General features: G+C 36.8%; 20 protein-coding genes and 1 pseudogene. 12 read left to right on the top strand and 9 right to left on the bottom strand.

Translation table 11 applies throughout. The annotated features are described in order from the left end of the window. The 8 genes and pseudogenes from BPMYX0001_RS33815 to BPMYX0001_RS05065 all read left to right on the top strand — a co-directional run. A partial coding sequence (locus BPMYX0001_RS33815) for a Cna B-type domain-containing protein (RefSeq protein ID WP_033798717.1) occupies nt 1-536 on the top strand: 536 nt, incomplete at its 5' end. A 257-nt stretch (nt 537-793) separates the two neighbouring features. Continuing rightward, nucleotides 794-1,041 (top strand): annotated as a pseudogene (locus BPMYX0001_RS34845) (DDE-type integrase/transposase/recombinase); the annotation flags it as partial. Between the two features lie 89 nt (nt 1,042-1,130). Next, the gene (locus BPMYX0001_RS05040) at nt 1,131-2,918 is read left to right on the top strand and encodes a PAS domain-containing sensor histidine kinase (RefSeq protein WP_033798718.1); all 1,788 of its coding nucleotides are present in this window, start codon (nt 1,131-1,133) and stop codon (nt 2,916-2,918) included. Nucleotides 2,919-3,317: 399 nt separating this feature from the next. After that, nucleotides 3,318-3,911, top strand: coding sequence for a TVP38/TMEM64 family protein (locus BPMYX0001_RS05045; protein ID WP_006093908.1), 594 nt, complete (start codon nt 3,318-3,320; stop codon nt 3,909-3,911). Nucleotides 3,912-3,969: 58 nt separating this feature from the next. After that, the gene (lepB, locus tag BPMYX0001_RS05050; RefSeq protein WP_006093909.1) at nt 3,970-4,533 is read left to right on the top strand and encodes a signal peptidase I; all 564 of its coding nucleotides are present in this window, start codon (nt 3,970-3,972) and stop codon (nt 4,531-4,533) included. A gap of 125 nt (nt 4,534-4,658) precedes the next feature. Next, entirely contained in the window at nt 4,659-8,171 is a 3,513-nt protein-coding gene (gene addB, locus BPMYX0001_RS05055; RefSeq protein ID WP_033798719.1) for a helicase-exonuclease AddAB subunit AddB, read from the top strand. After that, nucleotides 8,168-11,893, top strand: coding sequence for a helicase-exonuclease AddAB subunit AddA (gene addA, locus BPMYX0001_RS05060; protein ID WP_033798720.1), 3,726 nt, complete (start codon nt 8,168-8,170; stop codon nt 11,891-11,893). Before addB ends, addA begins: the two co-directional genes overlap by 4 nt. A 77-nt stretch (nt 11,894-11,970) precedes the next feature. Beyond that, the gene (locus tag BPMYX0001_RS05065) at nt 11,971-12,264 is read left to right on the top strand and encodes an RNA polymerase alpha subunit C-terminal domain-containing protein (RefSeq protein ID WP_006093912.1); all 294 of its coding nucleotides are present in this window, start codon (nt 11,971-11,973) and stop codon (nt 12,262-12,264) included. Nucleotides 12,265-12,349: 85 nt separating this feature from the next. Here BPMYX0001_RS05065 and gerPF read toward each other — a convergent pair whose 3' ends face one another. The 7 genes from gerPF to BPMYX0001_RS05100 form a co-directional block, all read right to left on the bottom strand. Beyond that, nucleotides 12,350-12,565, bottom strand: coding sequence for a spore germination protein GerPF (gene gerPF / locus BPMYX0001_RS05070; RefSeq protein ID WP_003195867.1), 216 nt, complete (start codon nt 12,563-12,565; stop codon nt 12,350-12,352). 45 nt (nt 12,566-12,610) lie between these two features. Continuing rightward, a complete protein-coding gene (locus tag BPMYX0001_RS05075) occupies nt 12,611-12,997 on the bottom strand; it encodes a spore germination protein GerPE (RefSeq protein WP_006093913.1) in 387 nt (128 codons plus the stop codon). A gap of 12 nt (nt 12,998-13,009) precedes the next feature. Further along, nucleotides 13,010-13,204 carry a hypothetical protein gene (locus BPMYX0001_RS05080; protein ID WP_018766557.1) on the bottom strand — a complete coding sequence of 65 codons (195 nt, stop codon included), beginning with the start codon at nt 13,202-13,204 and terminating at the stop codon, nt 13,010-13,012. A 6-nt stretch (nt 13,205-13,210) separates the two neighbouring features. Beyond that, on the bottom strand, nt 13,211-13,825 hold the full coding sequence (gene gerPC, locus BPMYX0001_RS05085; RefSeq protein WP_006093914.1) for a spore germination protein GerPC: 615 nt from the start codon (nt 13,823-13,825) through the stop codon (nt 13,211-13,213). Nucleotides 13,826-13,908: 83 nt separating this feature from the next. Beyond that, nucleotides 13,909-14,100: a spore germination protein GerPB gene (locus BPMYX0001_RS05090; RefSeq protein ID WP_006093915.1), complete on the bottom strand. Its 192-nt coding sequence runs from the start codon at nt 14,098-14,100 to the stop codon at nt 13,909-13,911. A gap of 16 nt (nt 14,101-14,116) precedes the next feature. Continuing rightward, nucleotides 14,117-14,338 carry a spore germination protein gene (locus BPMYX0001_RS05095; RefSeq protein WP_006093916.1) on the bottom strand — a complete coding sequence of 74 codons (222 nt, stop codon included), beginning with the start codon at nt 14,336-14,338 and terminating at the stop codon, nt 14,117-14,119. A 135-nt stretch (nt 14,339-14,473) separates the two neighbouring features. Then, nucleotides 14,474-14,653, bottom strand: a complete 180-nt coding sequence (locus tag BPMYX0001_RS05100) for an aspartyl-phosphate phosphatase Spo0E family protein (RefSeq protein WP_018783051.1) — start codon at nt 14,651-14,653, stop codon at nt 14,474-14,476. 241 nt (nt 14,654-14,894) lie between these two features. Here BPMYX0001_RS05100 and BPMYX0001_RS05105 point away from each other — a divergent pair, with 241 nt between their 5' ends. Both BPMYX0001_RS05105 and BPMYX0001_RS05110 read left to right on the top strand, forming a co-directional pair. Next, the gene (locus tag BPMYX0001_RS05105; RefSeq protein ID WP_033798721.1) at nt 14,895-15,794 is read left to right on the top strand and encodes a fumarylacetoacetate hydrolase family protein; all 900 of its coding nucleotides are present in this window, start codon (nt 14,895-14,897) and stop codon (nt 15,792-15,794) included. Next, nucleotides 15,763-16,269: an HXXEE domain-containing protein gene (locus tag BPMYX0001_RS05110; RefSeq protein ID WP_029427741.1), complete on the top strand. Its 507-nt coding sequence runs from the start codon at nt 15,763-15,765 to the stop codon at nt 16,267-16,269. The genes BPMYX0001_RS05105 and BPMYX0001_RS05110 overlap by 32 nt, the downstream gene beginning before the upstream one ends. 34 nt (nt 16,270-16,303) lie before the next feature. Here BPMYX0001_RS05110 and rocD read toward each other — a convergent pair whose 3' ends face one another. Continuing rightward, the gene (gene rocD / locus BPMYX0001_RS05115; protein ID WP_006093919.1) at nt 16,304-17,494 is read right to left on the bottom strand and encodes an ornithine aminotransferase; all 1,191 of its coding nucleotides are present in this window, start codon (nt 17,492-17,494) and stop codon (nt 16,304-16,306) included. A 161-nt stretch (nt 17,495-17,655) separates the two neighbouring features. Here rocD and BPMYX0001_RS05120 point away from each other — a divergent pair, with 161 nt between their 5' ends. After that, nucleotides 17,656-18,015 (top strand): YisL family protein, encoded by a 360-nt coding sequence (locus BPMYX0001_RS05120; RefSeq protein ID WP_033794635.1) that lies wholly within the window; start codon nt 17,656-17,658, stop codon nt 18,013-18,015. Between the two features lie 141 nt (nt 18,016-18,156). Here the strand turns inward: BPMYX0001_RS05120 and BPMYX0001_RS05125 are convergent, their stop codons facing one another. Further along, nucleotides 18,157-18,711: a DUF2777 domain-containing protein gene (locus BPMYX0001_RS05125; RefSeq protein WP_003195877.1), complete on the bottom strand. Its 555-nt coding sequence runs from the start codon at nt 18,709-18,711 to the stop codon at nt 18,157-18,159. Nucleotides 18,712-18,982: 271 nt separating this feature from the next. Between BPMYX0001_RS05125 and asnB the strand changes: the two genes are divergently transcribed. Continuing rightward, complete coding sequence (gene asnB / locus BPMYX0001_RS05130) at nt 18,983-20,836, top strand: asparagine synthase (glutamine-hydrolyzing) (protein ID WP_033798722.1); 1,854 nt, start codon at nt 18,983-18,985, stop codon at nt 20,834-20,836. The last annotated feature ends 243 nt before the right edge of the window (nt 20,837-21,079 follow it).

A 21,079-nucleotide genomic window follows, 5' to 3' on the forward strand; every position in this document is an offset into this window, starting at 1 on the left:
AAGCGGTAGATGGTTACAAATCAGAAGTAACTGGTTACGACATCACAAATACAAAAGTAGGTCAAACAAAAGTAGAAGGAAAGAAAACGTGGAAAGACGATAATGCGAAAGATCGTCCGAAAACAATCAAAGTAGACCTACTCCAAAATGGCAAATTGATTGATACGCAAGAAGTAAGTGAAGCAACAGGTTGGAAATACGAATTTAAAGACTTAGCGGCATACGATGCGAATGGTGTTGCCTACAAGTATGAAGTGAAAGAACAACCGGTAGATGGATATCAAACAGAAGTAAATGGTTATGATATCACGAATACAAAAATCAAGGACGAAACAGGTGTAGATCCAAACAAAGATCCAAATACAAACACAAACATAAATAGCGATTCAAAAGTTCCACCTACTAAAGAAAATGATAAGACGACAGCATTACTTCCTAAAACAGGTGGAACACCAACGGAAATGATTTCAATTATTGGAGGTATGGTATTGTTCGTTTTAGGTGGATTCCTATTCGGTCGTCAACGAATGAGATAATAAACAACTGGTTCTGGTGCAAGAAATCTATCAAACTTGGACATGCTGATCCTAGTAACTTAGAAAGACTGGAGATTATGTATATCAAAGTCAAATAATTTCAAATAGAAACTATCAAGGTATTATCTTGTTAATAGTAAGTGACTTAGTGAAGATAATAGGAGAACATAGATTATCTAATGCGTATACCTGATTGGTGAGGGCTTTCCATCAGTGGGAGATGAAGACCCCTCACCGGTGGAAGTTTCACTTTATAGCGTGCCGTTGATTCAGAAGGAAATACAACTGATTTTTATTTAGGAAAAACAAGAGATCAAAAGGCCGCAAAGCGCTTTTTCAAGAAAGCTTTGCGGCCTTTTCATATTTCAAATCCGTGTGCTATCACTCTAGACAAGTATCTGGCGTAGAGTCGAAGGAAGAGAAAAAGATGCCAGCAAGCATTACGAAAAGACAGGTGAAATATCTAAATCACAATGTAGAACAAAATTATCGTTGTATTAGGAAACTGTTTAAAGTGCTCGTGTTATTTTCTGAATAATTAGTTTCCCTGAGAGTTATAATGATATATTAAATAAAAAGGAGATGGGTTAAATAATGAGATATACACTTAAAGACCTTATAAATATAAACGAGTTCAAGAACATAACAGAACAATTTTATAATTTAACTAAAGTTCCATACTGTCTCCTCGATAATAATCAAAATGTTATATTTTTCAAAGGCGAACCTTTTTTTTATAATCAAAAAAGCAAATTGTTCAAAGAAACTCATATTCCCATCGTTATTGAACAGGAGCATATAGGGACCTTTGTTATTGGGACAAGTATTAATAAAGAGGTTATTGTAGATTCTCAGATAACACCTTTTAAATGTATTGTAAATCTCATTGAAGAGATGGCAACTCAACAATTATACTTAAAAAATTTTCATGAAAAAAATTCACAAATAAAAACCGTAACACAACATGATGAAAATCATTTATATAGCATATTACAAAATATGCCGATTATGATTAATGCTCTTGATGAAAAAGGAAGTATTATTATGTGGAATCGGGAATGTGAATTAGTAACTGGATATAGTGCAGATGAAATTATTAACAATCCTACAGCAATAGAATTGCTACACCCTGATAAAGCTTATAGAGATCAGTTATGTAACGATTTATTAAAAAATGGAAATGATTTTAGGGATTGGGAAGTGAACATAACTTGTAAAAATGGTGAGATAAAAACTATCATGTGGTCAAATATATTACAGAGTATTCCTATTTTAGGATGGAATATTGGAGCAATTGGGATTGATATAACCAACCGTAAGAGAATGGAAGAAAATCTTAAACAAACATCGGCTGAACTGGAATTAATTTTTAAAGCAATTCCTGATTTATACTTTTTGTCAGACCTTGATGGGACCATTAGGAAGTGTAAAACTAATTCTATATCTAAATTTTATGTTCAAATCGAAGAATTTATAGGGAAAAAAATTCAAGAGGTATTACCTGTTTCTATAACAAAGCAATTTGAGAAAGCCATTAATCAAATACAAATTTCAGCTGTTCCGGTTTTAATAGATTATCCTCTACAACTAGATGATGAAATTTATTATTTTGAAGCGAGACTTTTACCGCTTTTTAAGGATAAAATTATGATTATTGTACGTGATATTACAGAACGTAAAAAAACAACGGAATTATTAAAAAAATCAGACACCCTTAAAGCAGTAGGGCAATTGGCAGCTGGAATTGCTCATGAAGTTCGTAACCCTTTAACAGTAATTAAAGGGTTCATGCAATTATTACAACAAGAAGTAGGAGAAGACAAGGAATATTTTAGGCTAATATTTTCTGAAATCAGAGGTATTGAAACAATTCTTCAAGAATTTTTATCTATTGCAAAACCGAACGTTGTAGTATTTGAACCTAAAAATCTTTGTACTATATTAGATAACGTGGTTGCTTTAATAAGTACGCAAGCAATTATGAAGAATATTCGTATTACATTAAACATGGATTTTGAAAATTTATTGGTTGAATGCTGCGAAATTCAATTAAAACAAGTTTTTTTTAATATTTTACAAAATTCTATTGAAGCTATACAGAATGGTCAAGAAATCACCATTAACGTGAAAACACATAATAGTACCGAGGTTATGATTTGTATTTCAGATAAAGGAGTAGGTATTCCACCAGAAAGAATTAAAAGGCTAGGGGAACCTTTCTATAGTACAAAAGAAAAGGGAACGGGTGTTGGGCTTATGATTAGTTATCAAGTTATTGAAAGTCATGGTGGAAAAATAAACATAAGAAGCCAAGTAGGGAAAGGAACCACTGTTATAGTATTTTTGCCCATTTATAATAATGCGGTTGTTGATTTTAGTTGAAAACTGGATTGATAATTTACAATATGAAGGAAGATAAAGGACGTTTTTTGGGATATAAATTTATCCCGCTATTTGCGAGCATTAAGACTCCCACCTCAAGATTCCGGGAGAAGTGAAGAAGATAGGTGGGAGATAACTGCCCGTAAATACCCGATTGGTGAGGGCTAATAATCAGTGGAGGATGAAGAAAACTCCACTGATTAAAGTTGTACTTTATTTCTCAATATGTAACATCCTGTCAAATAATGATAGATTATCATACAATAATAATGAAGGATTTTTACATAAAATTATGGAACTTTAATAAATACATCTCCATATGTCGTATCTACCATTTCCTCTTTACAATAAGCGATGATAAAGTAGAGATAGGAATATAGCAAAGGGGTAAATTGTAGAATGGATTTTCAAACAATCAAAGAGTATTTTTCAGCAGAAAATATGGATCAGCTTGTAGCTAGTTATCGGGCACTTGGACCGCTCCTTGGTATTAGCTTGCCGATGGTAGAGGCACTTATCCCGGCACTGCCACTTATTTTGTTTGTGATGGCAAATGCAGTTGCCTTCGGGTTTTGGCTTGGTTTTTTGTATTCATGGCTTGGATCGGTTCTTGGTGCATTAATTGTATTTTCAGTTATTCGTCGTTTTGGAAGAAGTCGATTCTTCTCGTTTGTGAATAAACATCCGAAAGTGCGCAAAGCGATGGGATGGATTGAGCGGAAAGGATTCGCACCTATTTTTATATTATTTTGTTTTCCTTTTACGCCGTCTGCACTTATTAATGTTGTGGCTGGTTTATCACGTATTAGTAGACGACAATTTGTGTTAGCGTTAGCGCTTGGAAAGTTAGTCATGATTCTTATTTTAAGTTATATTGGGCATGATTTAACTTCTTTTATCCATAAGCCTGTGAAAACTATTATTGTCATAGGTGTCATTTTTATTTTATGGTATGTCGGTAAGAAGATTGAGGTAAAGCTAGAACTACATTAAGACTAGTCTTCACTGTAATTACAACTTCATTATAGGAAAAGGGTGAGGGGAGAGGCGGATGAAGCGAGCTTTGAAAAAAGAAGGCCTAGAGTGGATGAGAACAATCTTTATAGGTGTGCTATTAGCTGTTTTTTTTCGAACGTTTTTCTTCTCAACGTATGTTGTAGAGGGAAAGTCAATGATGCCGACACTTCAAGATGGAAATATGCTTGTTGTGAATAAGGTTAGCTATCAAGTTGGGGAGTTGAACCGATTTGATGTTGTCGTGTTTCATGCGAATAAAAAGGAAGACTATGTAAAGCGAATTATCGGTTTACCAGGCGATCGGGTTGAATATAAGCATGACAAATTGTATATAAACGGTCAATTTATTGATGAGCCTTATTTGGAAACATATAAGAGGCAAGCGGAAGGCCAGCAGTTGACAGGTGATTTTACGTTAGAAGAATTAACGAGAGAAAAGGTTGTTCCGAAGGGGTATATTTTTGTGATTGGTGATAATCGTCTCGGCAGTTGGGATAGCAGGCATTTTGGATTTGTAAAAGCAGATACTGTTGTCGGGAAAGTGGATTTACGCTATTGGCCGATTAATGAAGTGCAGACGAATTTTTCAAAAGGATAATGAAAGAGTTTACAGCCTATAGGGAAGGAAAAGACAAGCAGCCTCTGTTTGTCTTTTTTCCTGTCCTATAATACAATGATGACAGCAAACTAACGTTCGTTATGTAAGTGAAAGGTGGGGATTACATGTCGCTTCGATTTGTGATTGGACGAGCTGGAAGTGGAAAAAGTACATTTTGTTTACATGAAGTGCAAGAAGAATTAGGGCAGCGTCCAAGAGGCGAAACAATTTTATATCTTGTACCGGAACAAATGACGTTCCAAACGCAGCAAGCTTTAATAGGTAATGAAGGAGTTAGCGCCTCCATCAGGGCGCAAGTCTTTAGTTTTTCAAGGTTAGCGTGGAAGGTCTTGCAAGAAGTTGGTGGTGCAAGCCGCCTTCATATTGATGAGGCTGGCGTGCATATGTTACTACGTAAAATTGTAGAAGCGCGTAAAGAAGGATTGTATGTGTTTCAAAAAGCAGCAGAACAAAATGGCTTTTTTGAGCATTTAGGCAGCATGATTGCCGAGTTTAAACGTTATAATGTAACGCCATCGAATGTATATGAGATGTGGCAACAGTTAGATGCTCACAGTAGCGGTGATGAACAAAAATTATTAGCAAATAAAATGTACGACCTTCAGCTTTTATATGATGATTTTGAACGGGCTTTAATTGGTAAATATTTAGATTCAGAAGATTATTTACAGTTGCTTGTAGAAAAGCTTCCGGATTCTGATTATGTAAAAGGCGCAGAAATTTATATAGACGGATTTCATTCATTTTCACCTGGGGAATTAGAGATTATTAGACAGCTCATGATTTGCGGAGCAAGAATAACAATTACGTTAACAGTAGATGAAAAAACATTATCGCAGCCAACAAGTGAACTAGATTTGTTTTATCAAACAGTACTTACGTATGAAAAGGTAAAACAACTGGCACGTGAGGAGAAAATCGCAGTTGAAAGTACAATTTCAATGAGAGAACAGCCACGTTTTCTTTCGCCAGCATTGGCACATCTAGAAGCTGAGTTTGAATCTCGTCCGTCTAAGAAGTTCCAAAGTGAACCAGACATTACATTATATACAGCGGCAAACTTGCGAGCGGAAGTTGAAGGTGTAGCTAGGGAAATTCGCAGACTTGTTGCGGAAGAGGAGTATCGCTACAGAGATATTACGGTTCTTCTTCGTAATGGAGAAAGCTATTATGATGTAATGAAAACATTGTTTACTGATTACGATATTCCGCACTTTATCGATGAAAAGCGTCCAATGTCACATCATCCATTGATTGAATGTATTCGTTCTGCACTAGAAGTGATTAGTGGGAATTGGCGCTATGATGCTATTTTTCGCTGTATAAAAACGGAATTATTATATCCGTTGGATGTGAGAAAAGAATCAATGCACGAAGAAATGGATGAGTTTGAAAATTACTGTTTAGCATATGGCGTACAAGGAAAGAGATGGACGGCAGATGAGCCTTGGACGTATCGTCGTTATCGTTCGCTAGATGGAGTAAACGGAATGCAAACAGATAGCGAACGTGAAATGGAAGAGAAAATAAACCGCCTTCGTGATGTGGTAAGGACACCAATTATTCGTTTGCAGAAGCGTTTAAAACGTGCAAGTTCAGTTGTACAAATGTGTGAAGCGGTTTATTTGTTTTTAGAAGAATTAGATGTTCCTAAAAAACTGGAAGATTTGCGTATGCGTGCTGAGGCAGAAGGGAATTTTCTATTTGCAAGTGACCATGATCAAGTTTGGGAAGAAGTAATGAATCTTCTTGATACATTTGTAGAAATGCTTGGTGAGGAAAAGATGTCTCGTTCAATGTTTATCGATGTAATGACAACGGGACTTGAGGCACTTCAATTTGCAAATATCCCGCCTTCTTTAGATCAAGTGCTCATTGCGAACATTGATCGTTCAAGGTTATCGGATATTCGCGCGGCTTTTGTGATTGGTGCGAATGAAGGAATCATTCCGGCAGCCCCTTCAGATGAAGGGATGTTATCGGATGAAGAAAGGGAATTTCTCGTTACGGCTGGTGTAGAATTAGCACCAACAACAAGGCAGACGTTATTAGAAGAGCAATTTGTTATTTATCAAACAGTAACTCGTGCATCTGAGAAGTTATATATTTCTTGCCCCCTTGCGGATGAAGAAGGAAAGACGCTACTTTCATCTAGCTTTATTAAGAAAGTGAAAAGAATGTTTCCTTCTGTTAAAGAAGTATTTGTAACGAATGATGTGAATGATTTATCTCGTCAGGTACAAATTTCGTATGTAGCAACGCCAGAGGTTACCTTGTCATATGTAACGCAGCAATTACAAAATTGGAAACGATATGGTTTTGAAGGGAACCTTGATTTTTGGTGGGATGTTTACAACTTCTATGTTACATCGCCCGAGTGGAAGCAAAAAAGTAGTCGTGTACTATCTAGTTTATTTTATCGAAACCGTGCGCAGAAGCTTAGCTCAGTTGTAAGTAGAGATCTATACGGAGATAAAATTAAAGGAAGCGTCTCTCGCATGGAATTATTTAATCGATGCGCATATGCTCATTTTGCGCAGCATGGATTATCGCTGAGAGAGCGTGATATTTTCAAGTTAGATGCACCGGATATCGGCGAATTATTCCATGCAGCATTAAAGAAAATTGCAGACAAGTTACTTAGGGAAAATCGTACTTGGGCTGATTTATCGATAAAAGAGTGTGAGCATCTTTCTGCCGTAGTAATTGAAGAAATCGCACCGTTATTACAAAGACAAATTTTATTAAGTTCTAATCGGAATTATTATTTGAAACAAAAGTTACAGCAAATCATTTTCCGTACGTCACTTATCCTTCGTGAACATGCGAAGTCCAGTGGATTTGTGCCAGTTGATTTAGAGGTTCCATTTGGTATGGGCGGGACAGGCTCACTTCCGCCGATGGAGTTTTCGTTGCCAAACGGTGTGAAAATGGAAGTTGTTGGCCGGATTGACCGTGTAGATAAAGCGGAAGACGAAAATGGTACCTTCCTTCGCATTATTGATTATAAATCGAGCACAAAAGCTTTAGATTTAACAGAAGTATATTATGGGTTAGCACTTCAAATGTTAACGTATTTAGACGTTGTTATTTCAAATGCGAATACGTGGATGAAAAAAGATGGAACGGCATCACCTGCTGGCGTTTTATATTTCCATATTCATAACCCGATTGTGGAGATGAAAGGCGACGCTTCGGAAGAAGAGATTGAAAAGGAAATTTTAAAGAAATTTAAAATGAAAGGTCTCGTACTAGGAGATGCGGATGTTGTTCGATTGATGGATAACAAGCTTTCAACAGGAAGTTCAGACATTATTTCTGCAGGTCTGAAAAAAGATGGTAGCTTTAGTGCGCGTTCTAGTATTGCAAGTGAGCAAGAATTTACAACCTTACAGCAATATGTACATCATACATTTGAAAACATCGGGAAAGACATTACAGAAGGTGTTATTGATATCGCACCGTATAAAATGGGGAACAAAGCAGCTTGTACATTCTGTAATTTCCGTTCTGTTTGTCAGTTTGATGAATCACTTGAAGATAATCAGTTCCGCACGTTAAAAGATATGAAAGATAGTGAAGCGATGGAGAAAATGAGAGAGGAGGTTGGCGAATGATAGAGAATTGGCCACAGAAGCCTGAAGGTAGTCAATGGACAGATGATCAATGGAAGGCAGTCGTCAGAGATGGCCGTGATATTTTAGTAGCGGCGGCAGCGGGATCGGGAAAGACAGCTGTACTTGTAGAAAGAATTATTCGCAAAATTATTAATGCTGAGAATCCAGTAGATGTGGATCGCTTGCTTGTCGTAACATTTACAAATGCAGCGGCACAAGAGATGAAAAACAGAATTGGTGAAGCGTTAGAAAAAGTATTAATTGATGAGCCAGGATCAGGGCATGTTCGGAAACAGCTCAGCTTATTAAATAAAGCATCAATTTCAACCATTCACTCGTTCTGTTTACAAGTGATTCGAACGTACTATTATATGCTCGACGTTGATCCACGTTTTCGCATTGCTAATCAGACGGAAAATGAATTGTTAAAAGAAGAAGTATTAGATGACATATTAGAAGAGGAATATGGAATCGAAGGAAATGACATTTTCTTTGAACTAGTTGATCGATATACAAGCGATCGTAGTGATGATGACCTGCAGCGTATGATTTTAGCGCTTCATACGGAATCGAGGGCGCATCCAGATCCAGAGAAGTGGCTGGATAAGCTTGTCGAAGCATATGATGTGGAAGGGAAATCAATTGAAGACTTAACGTATGCAACTTATTTATTAGAAGATGTGAAGTTTCAGCTGGAAACTGCTGAAAAGCATATTCGGAAAGCAATTGAGTTAGCTATGCTTCCGGATGGGCCAGCGCCTCGCATTGAGACACTACAAGCGGACCTTGTGTTACTCGGGACGTTATCTAGTGCAGCACATCAGTCTTGGACAAGTGTATATGAAGCGATGCAAAATGTTTCGTGGCAAACGTTAAAGCGTATTAAAAAGAGTGATTACAATGAAGAGATTGTCAAACAAGTAGATTCACTTAGAAATAAAGCGAAAGATGAAGTGAAGAAGCTACAAGAAGAGTTGTTTAGCCGGAAACCAGAAAGCTTTTTACGTGATTTCAAGGATATGCACCCTGTACTAGAAAAGCTTGTTCAGATTGTAAAAGTATTTACTGAGCGTTTTCAAACGATAAAGCGTGATAAAGGAATGGTTGATTTCACAGATTTAGAGCATTTTTGCTTACAAATTTTAAGTGAACGTGCGAACGATGGCGGGCTTCGTTCATCACCAGTTGCGCTTCAATATCGGAATAAATTTGCCGAAGTACTTGTCGATGAATATCAAGATACGAACTTTGTGCAGGAGTCAATTATTAAGTTTGTAACGAAAGACTTTGAACAAAAAGGTAATCTGTTTATGGTCGGCGACGTAAAACAGTCGATATACCGATTCCGATTAGCAGAGCCTGGCTTATTTCTAGGAAAGTATAAACGTTTTACACCTGAAGGAATAGACGGCGGGATGAAGATTGATTTAGCCAAAAACTTCCGCAGCCGTCATGAAGTACTAGCAGGTACGAACTTTATTTTTAAACAAATTATGGGCGAAACTGTCGGGGAAATCGATTACGATGCTGATGCTGAACTAAAGTTAGGTGCGAGCTACCCAGAAGGAGAAGATGTAGCAGCCGAACTGTTATGTATTCATCAGTCTGAGGGAGAAGAATCGGTAGAGGGAGAAGACGGTGTAGAAGTAGAAAAAGCACAGCTTGAAGCACGTTTAATGGCGCAGCGAATTAAAGCGATGGTTGATTCAGGTTATGAAGTATATGATCGTAAAACAGATAGCATGCGCCCTGTGAAATACCGTGACTTTGTCATTTTACTTCGCTCGATGCCGTGGGCTCCGCAAATTATGGAAGAGTTAAAATTACAAGGCATTCCTGTTTACGCTGAGCTCGCGACAGGTTATTTTGAAGCGACAGAAGTGACCGTTATGATGAATGTGTTTCGGGTAATTGATAATCCGATGCAAGATATTCCGCTTGCTGCTGTGCTTCGTTCCCCGATTGTTGGGTTAAATGATGAAGAGCTTGCGATGTTACGTGCTCATGAGAAAAAAGGTTCGTTTTATGAAGTGATGCGTTCCTTCTTACAAGGCGCGCCGCTTGAAGAAGAGGCAGAATTACATGGGAAATTACAATGGTTCTATAATCTCTTGCAAGGGTGGCGTGAATTTGCGCGCCAGCAGTCTCTTTCTGATTTAATTTGGAAAGTATATCGTGAGACGGGTTATTACGATTTCGTTGGTGGTCTTCCAGCGGGAAAACAGCGTCAAGCTAACTTACGCGTACTATATGATCGCGCAAGGCAGTACGAAGCAACATCTTTCCGCGGGTTATTCCGTTTCCTTCGCTTTATTGAACGTATTTTAGAGCGCGGGGACGACATGGGAACAGCGAGAGCGCTTGGCGAACAAGAAGATGTGGTTCGAATTATGACGATTCATAAAAGTAAAGGGTTAGAGTTCCCAGTTGTATTTGTAGCGGGGCTTGGACGCCGTTTTAATACACAAGATTTAATGAAACGGTTCTTATTACACAAAGATTTCGGTTTTGGATCACAGTTTATTGATCCTCGTAAACGAATTAAATATACAACGTTATCACAACTAGCCATTAAACGTAAAATGAAGATGGAACTAATTGCGGAAGAGATGCGCGTATTATATGTTGCTCTAACGCGTGCAAAAGAAAAATTGATTTTAATTGGTACGGTGAAAGATAAAGAAAAAGAAATTGAAAAATGGCTTGACTCGCGTGAGCATACAGATTGGCTGTTACCGGATTACGTTCGTGCAGGAGCATCTTGTTACTTAGATTGGATTGCACCGTCACTATATAGACATCATGATAGCGAAATGCTTCTTGAACTTGGACAAGGAAATATACCAAATGAAATTTATGAATACAATGCGAGCTGGAAAGTGGAAGTGGTTGATGGTGGCACTTTACTTGCACCGGAACCAGTACAAGAAGAAAAGCAAGAATTGTTAGAAGCGCTTCGTGAGAAAAAACCTGTTCCTCTAGAAAGTGAACGAAAAGAAGAGGTGTATGCTCGTTTAACTTGGGAATATGCGTATGAAGGTGCAACAGCGCATCGGGCGAAGCAGTCTGTTACTGAGATAAAGCGGAATTATCAATCGGAAGATGGAAGTGATAATGCCTTTATTAAAAAACTTCGTACGCCTATAAAAACGCGTCCTCGTTTTATGGAGAAAAAGGGGTTAACTTATGCTGAACGGGGGACAGCTGTTCACGCCGTAATGCAACATGTTAATTTACAACAACCGATCACGCTTGAAACCGTTCAAGAGCAAATTGCGGAAATGGTAAATAAAGAATTACTAACATTTGAGCAAGCAGAAGAAATTGCGATTGATCGAATTGTAGCATTTTTTGATACGGATCTTGGTAAGCGTGTTTTAGCTGCGAAAAGTGTAGAACGTGAAGTGCCGTTTACGATGATGCTTTCAGCGGAAGAAGCGTATCAAGATTGGCAAAATCAGAGCAGAGAATCTGTACTTGTCCAAGGGGTTATCGATTGTATGATAGAAGAGGAAGATGGAGTTGTATTAATCGATTTTAAAACAGATACAATTGAAGGAAAGTTCTCAGGTGGATTCGATCAAGCAAAGCCGATTTTAGCAGAACGTTATAAAGTACAGCTTTCATTATATGCGAAAGCGTTAGAGAAAAGTTTACATCATCCAGTGAAAGAAAAGTGTTTATATTTCTTTGATGGAAATCACATAGTACATGTTGATTAACAAAGTAAGTGAAACATACATCAAAGTATAAATGTGAAAAAGGGGAAAGATGTAACTCTAGGAAGGGAGTATGTAAAATGGTAACTTCCAAAAAAAGTTTAAGAACTTGTGATAATGGACACCAATACTATAAAAGTAGCGATTGTCCTTCTTGCCCGATCTGTGAGAAAGAACGAAAACCGGAAAGTGGATTTCTTTCACTTCTCTCGGCACCAGCAAGAAGAGCATTGGAATACAATGAAATAACTTCTTTGCAGCAGCTCTCAAAATGTAGTGAGAAAGAGATTTTACAACTGCACGGTATGGGGTCAGCATCTTTACCTAAACTTAGAACTGCTTTGAAGGAAAGTGGGTTATCATTCAAAGGCTAAACAATAAGAATGATTACACTTATTGAAGCGCGAACAAGAAAATCAAAAGAACGAAAAAAGTAGGAGAACAATTCTCCTACTTTTTTTAAGCCGTTCCAATTTGATCTTGATCCGCAACATCTGAATCGAATGTATTTGTTGCGCTGACACCGTTAAATGTATTAACAACAAAAGCAACATTTGATGCTCCTGAACCGTTATATGCCTTTGTATTTTCCTTAGGAGAGACATTATAGAAGTCACCTAAGTTAAAAGAGCCATTACTATTTTGAACAACGAGGTTTCCAACGACAGAGGGCATGTTATTCACCTACTTCATTAGTCTTCTTTAACATCACTATATGATTTATTTGTTGAAAGGTTCATCTGTAATATATTGACGGAGTTGGTGAATGCGTGAATTATTAAATGCATAGTCAACGGAGCCGATTTGAAAGCAGGCAGAATTTAATAAAGTACGAATCGTAACATCATTTACTTCAATGAAGGGGCATTCATTTATAATATTCACTTTGACATCTGTCGATCTTTTGGGAATTGTAATATACTCATCTGTAAAGATTTTAAAAGCCTCGAAACTTCCTTCATCTTTTAAATAAAAAGGGATTTCTCGATGAACAATAAGTGCACGACTTTTTAATTCCATCTGTTTCGCATCGCCAACTTGAAAAACACTAGCAATCCCCATAGAAATAACTTTGGATTGATGAACAACTGAAATGTGCTGAAGCATAAAGCTCCCTCCTTAACCTGGAGTAGTAGGCGCGGCAGTTACGAGAGGTACAAATGGACCCTCAGTAACTGATTCGAAAGGTGTATCGAGAATAGAAGAGAGAATGAGAAGGTTCGCATCACCGATTAAAAAAAGTGCAGATGAAGATACCCCGTTCATTTTAATCTGGCCAACTTTCATTTCACGATTTATCACGTTAAAATTCATATAAACTTACTCCTTTCGAAAATTGTTCGGTATGTGCTGAATAAAGGAAAGGAATGCTTTATCAATATCTTGTTTCATAGCTTGAATAATTGCATCTTTCATATACTGAGGATCTGATGTAATCTCTTCATACGGTTGTACTTGTGATAAATAGTAAGGAAGGCGATGCTCCATTTGTTTTTTTATATCATCAATCATCATTTGTCGATACATATCATCGAGTGGTGTCCGCTGTTCTTGTTCAAAATGAAGAATTCTGCTATATGCTTCTTCATCTAAATAGCGATGCATCTCTTGAATAATGCCTTGATAAAAATCAGGGTTTGTTTGTGTTTCTGGATTTACTTTTAATGTTTCTGTATCCACCTCAAAATCTTCAATCTGTTGTCCTTTCGTTGCGAATGGATTTAAGCCGATATTTAACGTACCATTTAAGTTTTCTACTTTTAATTGATCGAATTTATATTCTACTTTTCCTATAGAAGAGGAGGGCCGGCCTTTTAGTTCATCAAGTTCTTTCCTTAATGTCTGTACTTGCTCTTCTAATGCATGAATTGCTTCTTGTTGTTTTTGAAGAACTTGTTGAAATTGTTGTAGGTAAATATATACATCTTGATTCACTGTGTGAAACCTCCTTTTCAATAGGGAGGGGTGTGTATGCTTGCTCTATATGTTTATGACATAAAGAGCTTAAGAAGAACCCATCATGGTTTAATAGAAATAATTTGTCCTTTTGATTTCAAGGGGCGAAGTGGCGCTGTAAATCCACCTGTATTGGAAAATTTAGATAATGCTTTAATGCTACCGGCACTTCCAATTTGAAAAACGGAGGATGTTGTAATGCTATCAATTCTTATATTGTTAATGATAATACTTTGCTGTACATAAAAGTTCACTTACGAATCGCCTCCTTTAGTTGGATCCAATTATAGCTTGATCGATTATGTCTGTATCATTGACTGTTGTCGCATTTTGATAATTGTATACTGAAATATTTTCACCAACATTAAAAGAACCAGCTCCTGCAAAAGCACGTGAGTAACTAATCGGTCTAATTGCAAATACATCTCCAACATGAAAAATACCACTTGATCCAATGTTAACGATATGAATATGTCCAACCATCGCTGGCATAGCAAACACCTTTCATAAATAAAATTTTTACTGCTGTTATCATCCATGTTCTATATGAAAAATCAATATCCTTTTCTATTATTGTATGGGCGTTTTCATTAAAATGTGTCTTTTTTCAAATAAAAGACACACACTTCATTGTGTGTGTTCGTCTATAGTATAAGTTGAGGTGAAATCCGCTTTCAAAAGCCAAACCACATTTAAGAGCCTGTCCAGTTCTTGGCTACAATTCACTGTTTTTTGAGAAGTTATTCCGTAACGTTCAGCAAAATACATCATTTTCTCACGTTTTTTTTCAATCGCTTGCTCAAACATAGAATCGGCTCCATCTCTTTATAAATTTTAAGTATATATGTAGTACATATTATACAAAAGTTCCATAAAAAAGAAATAGCTTCGATAAAAAAAGTAAAAATTCTACATTTTATTCCAAAATAACATCGGACAGTGTGAAAAATGAAGAATCTTGTAAAAATTAAAATGTATTGGCAGGTTTTTTTTAAAGGAATGCGAATACAATTACATTGTATGAGTTTTAGGATGGAGAGTGGAAATCATGCGGTTTGTTACAGTGAAGAAGGAAGAGAAAGTATTTGTTGGCATTGTGGATGAGTATGAAGAAAAAGTGCTGCATATTAGAGAAGCACAGCGGCAAAAAGGCGAAAAGATTACAGTTCCTATTACAATGCTAGAGTGTATCGAAAAAGGAAATGCTTTTATTGAAAAGGTGGTAGAAATTATAAATTGGGCAAAGGAAAATGAAACGACGGCGTATTATCCATTGCAAGACGTTAAAATATTAGCACCTATTCCAAGACCAAGAAAGAATATTCTTTGCGTCGGAAAAAACTATCGTGATCATGCGATAGAGATGGGTGGAGAAGAGTCTATTCCGAAAGATATCATGATTTTCACAAAGGCGCCGACGACGGTTATCGGGAATGGAGAGAAAATTCACAGTCATCCGCATGCAACGAGTGAACTAGATTATGAAGGAGAACTCGCAATTGTGATTGGGAAACGCGGAAAACAAATTGCAAAAGATAAGGCGCTTGAATATGTTTTCGGTTATACAATTGTAAATGACATAACTGCTCGAGATATTCAAAGAAAACATAAACAATTTTTCTTAGGAAAAAGTTTTGATACATTTTGCCCAATGGGGCCGTATTTAGTTCATAAGACGGCTATTAAAACCCCGAATCAATTAGATATTGAAACAAGAGTGAACGGAGAGGTTCGGCAAACTTCAAATACTGCAAATATGATATTTTCAATAGAAGATATTATTTCTATCGTAAGTAAAGGGATGACGTTAGAGCCTGGGGATATTATTGCGACTGGAACACCAGCGGGAGTTGGGAAAGGGTTTATACCACCTAAATTTCTAAGCGCTGGTGATGAAGTAACAATAACGGTGCAGCATGTTGGAACGCTTCAAAACCTGGTCAAATAGTACGTTATATATTTGGCTCATCCCTATTCTATTTGCATTTCATAATGCTGAGGAATATTATTTTTTCCCTGAAATGAAATATTTCCAACCGATTCGTATGGAAGAAAACGCGTGGCAAAAACAATATTTCTTCATTGCATTATGTTTGTTAACAAGCATTGTCTTTCTGCTTGTGTGTATTCATTCTATATTTAAAAAGAAAGTCACGCTTTATATATTGCTCGTTATACAAGCGATGATTTTTATGAATGGGTTGTTTCATATCACTGGGGCAATTTTGACAGAAAGATATGTTCCAGGATTGGTAACGGCAGTGATATTCATTATACCTTTTTCATTGTTTTGGTTTCGGAAAGGGATAAGAAATGATTGGTGGGAATTGAAACATGTGATTGTCTCCTGTATAGCAGGTGTGTTGCTTCTATTTCCGGTTATCGTTGGGATATTACTTTTCTCAAAAATGATTGTTTCATGAAACAAGCTGCCTCGTAAGAGGCAGCTTGTTTTGATTAAGATAATACCGCTTTAATTTTTTGGAATGCCCACTCTAGGTCTTCCTCAGAAATAACAAGAGGTGGTGCGATACGAATTACATTTTCATGTGTTTCTTTACATAATAAACCCGCTTCTTTTAATTTTTCGCAATATGGACGAGCAGGCTCGTTCAATTCGATTCCGATAAATAATCCTTTACCACGGATTTCTGTGATCATAGGATTATCAATTTCTTTTAATTGTCCTACTAATTTTTCACCTAATTGAAGAGAACGCTCTGTTAATTTCTCATCTAATAATACGTCAAGAGCCGCAATAGAAACAGCACATGCAAGTGGATTACCACCGAATGTAGAGCCGTGAGAACCTGGTTCGAATACGCCTAAAATATCGCGATTTGCTGCAACGCAAGAAATTGGGAATACGCCGCCGCCAAGTGCTTTACCAAGTATGTACATGTCAGGAATTACGTTGTCCCAATCACATGCAAATAGTTTACCAGTACGACCTAAACCAGTTTGAATTTCGTCAGCTACAAATAAAACGTTTTCTTTTTTACATACATCGTATGCTTCTTTTAGGAATCCAGCTGGTGGAATGTTAATTCCTGCTTCTCCTTGAATTGGTTCTAAAATAAATGCAGCTGTATTTGGTGTAATTGCAGCTTTTAATGCTTCTAAATCACCGTAAGGAATCACAATGATGCCAGGAAGCATTGGTCCGAAGCCACGTTTGTATTCTTCATTGGATGACATGGAAACTGCCCCCATTGTACGACCATGGAAGTTATCTTCACAAACGATAATTTCAGCTCTATTTTCTTCTACCTTTTTCACATCATATGCCCAGCGACGTGCTGTTTTGATTGCGGTTTCAACAGCTTCCGCACCTGTATTCATTGGAAGTACCATATTTTTATTTGTTAATTCCGCTACTTTTTCGTACCAAGGACCTAATTGATCACTATGGAAGGCACGTGAAGTTAACGTAACACGGTTTGCTTGTTCAATTAAAGCGTCAATAATTTTCGGATGACGGTGTCCTTGGTTTACCGCAGAATATGCACTAAGTAAGTCCATGTAGCGGTTTCCTTCAGGATCTTCTACCCAAACTCCTTCTGCTTTCGAAATTACGATTGGTAGCGGATGATAGTTGTGAGCTCCATATGTGTCTGTTAGTTCGATAATATCTTTTGTTTGAATCATGATTGTTCCCCCTTTTGTTATTACAAGAAGTTTATAAATACTCTAAATATTATATCATTTAAATGTAAAAAAGCGAAATATTTCCTGAAAAGAAGTGGACATGGTATCATATAAAGTGAAAAAGTGTGAAAAGAGGAGGTTGGGATATCGTGACAACACACATGCATATTACAGCGTGGGCACTAGGGCTTATTTTATTCTTTGTGGCGTATTCTATGTATACGGCAGGAAGAAAAGGTAAAGGCGTACATATGGGGCTTCGTCTTGTGTATATCATCATCATTGTAACGGGTTTCTTACTGTATCAAAGCATTATGAAAACAGCAACAGGGAACATGCATATGTGGTATGGCCTAAAAATGTTAGTTGGTGTTTGGGTTATTGCTGCAATGGAAATGATTCTTGTGAAAACAAGTAAGAAGAAACCAGCAGGGGCGTTTTGGGTTCAATTTATTATTGCGCTTGTTATTGTACTATATCTTGGATTACGATTACCGATGGGATTTTCACCATTTGCGTAAAATAAAACCATCTTATTTTTCTGTAAAGGAGAATAAGATGGTTTTTGTTTAATGGTTTGTCAAATTTGAACTTATATGAAATGAAATACATTTATGAGGTTTGATTACGGGAAAGATAGAGACGAGATATAGCTATTGTATTCACGTAGATTCTATATGTAGTTGTTCCCCGTTTGTTTTTGTAAATTGAAATATATTCTTATTACAAGTGGAATACCGAACGTAATGATGGTGCAACGAGCAAATCATTTCTTCGTTATCAAATAATAGCAGGTTTACACCTTCGCAAGGCCCTTCTTTCGGCTGAAACGATAGGAAATTATGACAATATATACAGTCATATAAAGAATAATTGAAGGACTGCAATGTTTCTGCAAATAACGCAAAAGCGGAATCGGATAGTTCTTCTAACCATTCATGATAACTGAGTAGTAATTTTTTACGAATTCGTATCATTTCACCATTTTGCAATGGATGATGTTCATTTGCAATTTGTAATATGTTTTGTTCGTAGAATCTTGCCGGTAGCCAATTGTTGTTATATAAAACTTCAAATCCATCTTCAATAATATCCTCAAGCAAAAATGCTTCATCATTTTCATCATCAAAGAATATCCATTCATTGTTTATATATTCCACATTCCCAATTGTATGAGCACGCGGTTGATTATACAAAATATGTTTGCGTTGTTTCATTCGTGATTTCTCCTTTTATAGAAGTAGTTATTCCTGTTATGGACAGTTCAGGCATTCTTTATAACTATGGAACACCTAAAGAAAGGTGGGCATAGAATAAAAACATGCTTCAAACAGTGAATTTTTTATCCGGCGGAGAAATTCCGTCTGGATCGTTAGCCCTCATCAATTAGGCTTTTACGTGCAGACGTTTCAGTTCAGCCTTTTTGGTTCTATGTGGGTTTTGAACGGAGTAAAGTTATACGGATATAGGATAGGAAGGATGATTTATATGTGCGGGATTACAGGATGGATTGATTATAAGCGGTTGTTAGAAGGTGAAAGAGAAACGGTTACGAAGATGGCAGAAACACTTGCAAAGCGCGGTCCAGATGATACGAATGTCTGGATCAAAAGGCATGTTGCTTTTGGGCATAAACGTTTAATTGTGGTTGATCCTGAAGGTGGGAAACAGCCGATGACATGTACATGTATGAAAGAAGAAGAGTATTACACAATTTGTTATAATGGGGAACTTTATAATACAGAAGATATTCGCAAAGAATTAATGCAAAGAGGTTATAGATTTAAAGGGCATTCTGATACGGAAGTATTATTAGCGTCTTATATCGAATGGAAAGAAGAATGTGTGAATCATTTAAATGGAATATATGCTTTTGCGGTTTGGGATGAGAAAAAAGAACAAGTGTTTATTGCACGGGATCGATTAGGTGTGAAACCATTATTTTATAAATATGAAAACGGAAGATTATTGTTTGCTTCAGAATTAAAAGCTATTTTAGCTCATCCAGATGTAAAGACAGAAGTTACGACAGAGGGACTATCAGAAATATTTGGATTAGGACCGTCTCGAACACCTGGACATGGTATTTATGCAGGAATTCAAGAGCTACGTCCAGGTCATGTTCTTACTTTTTCAAAAGATGGTTTATGTATATGGCGCTATTGGAATGTTGAGAGTAAAAAACATGAACATTCATTTGAAGAAACAGTAGAACAAGTACGTTTTCTGCTTAAGGATGCAATTACAAGACAATTGGTTTCAGATGTACCGTTATGTACATTTTTGTCGGGTGGGGTAGATTCAAGTGCCATTACAGCGTTTGCGGCAATGGCATATGAAAGAGAAGGAAAAGGGAAGTTGCATACGTATTCGATTGATTATGAAGATAATGAAAAATATTTTAAAGCAAATGCTTTTCAACCAAATTCGGATGCACCATTTATTGATTTGATGACAGAAACATTTGGTACAATTCATCACCGCTGTGTGATTTCCAATGAACAGTTAGCGGAGTATTTAACAGAAGCAGTACTCGTTCGCGATTTACCTGGTATGGCAGATATCGATTCTTCATTATTATGGTTTTGCCGAGAAATTAAACAAGATTTTGTCGTCGGTTTGTCGGGCGAATGTGCAGATGAAATCTTTGGAGGTTATCCATGGTTTTACCGGGAAGATGATTTGCAATCAAGTGCATTCCCTTGGATGCGCTCTACAGAGGCACGCGAACAACTCCTGAAAAAAGAATGGCGTGATAAATTAAAACTGCAAGAATATGTACAACGACGCTACGAAGAATCTATACAGGAAGTGCCGATTTTAGAAGGAGAAAGTACAATTGAAGCAAAAAGACGACAATTATTTTATTTGAATATGGTTTGGTTTATGACGACATTATTAGACAGAAAGGATCGCATGAGTATGGGAGCGAGCCTAGAAGTACGTGTTCCTTTTGCGGATCATCGTCTGGTCGAATATGCGTGGAATATTCCTTGGGAAATGAAAATGTATAAAAATCGCGAAAAAGGTCTATTACGTAAAGCGTTAGAAGGTGTATTACCAAATGATATATTATACAGAAAGAAAAGTCCGTATCCAAAAACGCACAATCCGCACTACACGGAAGCAGTAACAGTGTGGTTACAGAATCTGTTAACGGATAAAAACTCAATTTTGCATGAGTTGTTTGATAAAGAACAATTACAAGGGTTGATTCAATCAGGTGGTAGTGCGTTTCAAACGCCATGGTTTGGTCAGTTGATGACCGGGCCACAACTATTGGCACATTTGGCACAAATTCATGTGTGGTTTAAGGAGTATGGGGTAAATATTAAAGAATAGTAAAAAGCGGCTCACAATCATTGTGAGCCGCTTTTTTTCGCTATTTAACTTGAATATACATTTCCAGAATATAGGACCTTCATCTATTCTTAATGTCTCAAAGAAATAACTAATTTGAAAATTTATTAAAATAAAAATATAACAAAAAGGTAATAAAAATTAATTTTAATTCGTTTTTTATTTCGGTTAAATAAAAAATATTACAAATATATTACAAAAATGTTGATTATATTGAAACGTCGT

The sequence above is a fragment of the Bacillus pseudomycoides DSM 12442 genome, assembly GCF_000161455.1.
GTDB classification, from domain to species: Bacteria; Bacillota; Bacilli; order Bacillales; family Bacillaceae_G; genus Bacillus_A; species Bacillus_A pseudomycoides.

Bases quoted from the DNA above. Each gene is read 5' to 3' on its own strand.
- BPMYX0001_RS05040 (WP_033798718.1), top strand. From the start codon at position 1,131: ATGAGATATACACTTAAAGACCTTATAAATATAAACGAGTTCAAGAAC.
- BPMYX0001_RS05045 (WP_006093908.1), top strand. From the start codon at position 3,318: ATGGATTTTCAAACAATCAAAGAGTATTTTTCAGCAGAAAATATGGAT.
- lepB (WP_006093909.1), top strand. From the start codon at position 3,970: ATGAAGCGAGCTTTGAAAAAAGAAGGCCTAGAGTGGATGAGAACAATC.
- addB (WP_033798719.1), top strand. From the start codon at position 4,659: ATGTCGCTTCGATTTGTGATTGGACGAGCTGGAAGTGGAAAAAGTACA.
- addA (WP_033798720.1), top strand. From the start codon at position 8,168: ATGATAGAGAATTGGCCACAGAAGCCTGAAGGTAGTCAATGGACAGAT.
- BPMYX0001_RS05065 (WP_006093912.1), top strand. From the start codon at position 11,971: ATGGTAACTTCCAAAAAAAGTTTAAGAACTTGTGATAATGGACACCAA.
- gerPF (WP_003195867.1), bottom strand. From the start codon at position 12,565: ATGCCCTCTGTCGTTGGAAACCTCGTTGTTCAAAATAGTAATGGCTCT.
- BPMYX0001_RS05075 (WP_006093913.1), bottom strand. From the start codon at position 12,997: ATGCTTCAGCACATTTCAGTTGTTCATCAATCCAAAGTTATTTCTATG.
- BPMYX0001_RS05080 (WP_018766557.1), bottom strand. From the start codon at position 13,204: ATGAATTTTAACGTGATAAATCGTGAAATGAAAGTTGGCCAGATTAAA.
- BPMYX0001_RS05095 (WP_006093916.1), bottom strand. From the start codon at position 14,338: ATGCCAGCGATGGTTGGACATATTCATATCGTTAACATTGGATCAAGT.
- BPMYX0001_RS05100 (WP_018783051.1), bottom strand. From the start codon at position 14,653: ATGTTTGAGCAAGCGATTGAAAAAAAACGTGAGAAAATGATGTATTTT.
- BPMYX0001_RS05105 (WP_033798721.1), top strand. From the start codon at position 14,895: ATGCGGTTTGTTACAGTGAAGAAGGAAGAGAAAGTATTTGTTGGCATT.
- BPMYX0001_RS05110 (WP_029427741.1), top strand. From the start codon at position 15,763: ATGTTGGAACGCTTCAAAACCTGGTCAAATAGTACGTTATATATTTGG.
- rocD (WP_006093919.1), bottom strand. From the start codon at position 17,494: ATGATTCAAACAAAAGATATTATCGAACTAACAGACACATATGGAGCT.
- BPMYX0001_RS05120 (WP_033794635.1), top strand. From the start codon at position 17,656: ATGCATATTACAGCGTGGGCACTAGGGCTTATTTTATTCTTTGTGGCG.
- BPMYX0001_RS05125 (WP_003195877.1), bottom strand. From the start codon at position 18,711: ATGAAACAACGCAAACATATTTTGTATAATCAACCGCGTGCTCATACA.
- asnB (WP_033798722.1), top strand. From the start codon at position 18,983: ATGTGCGGGATTACAGGATGGATTGATTATAAGCGGTTGTTAGAAGGT.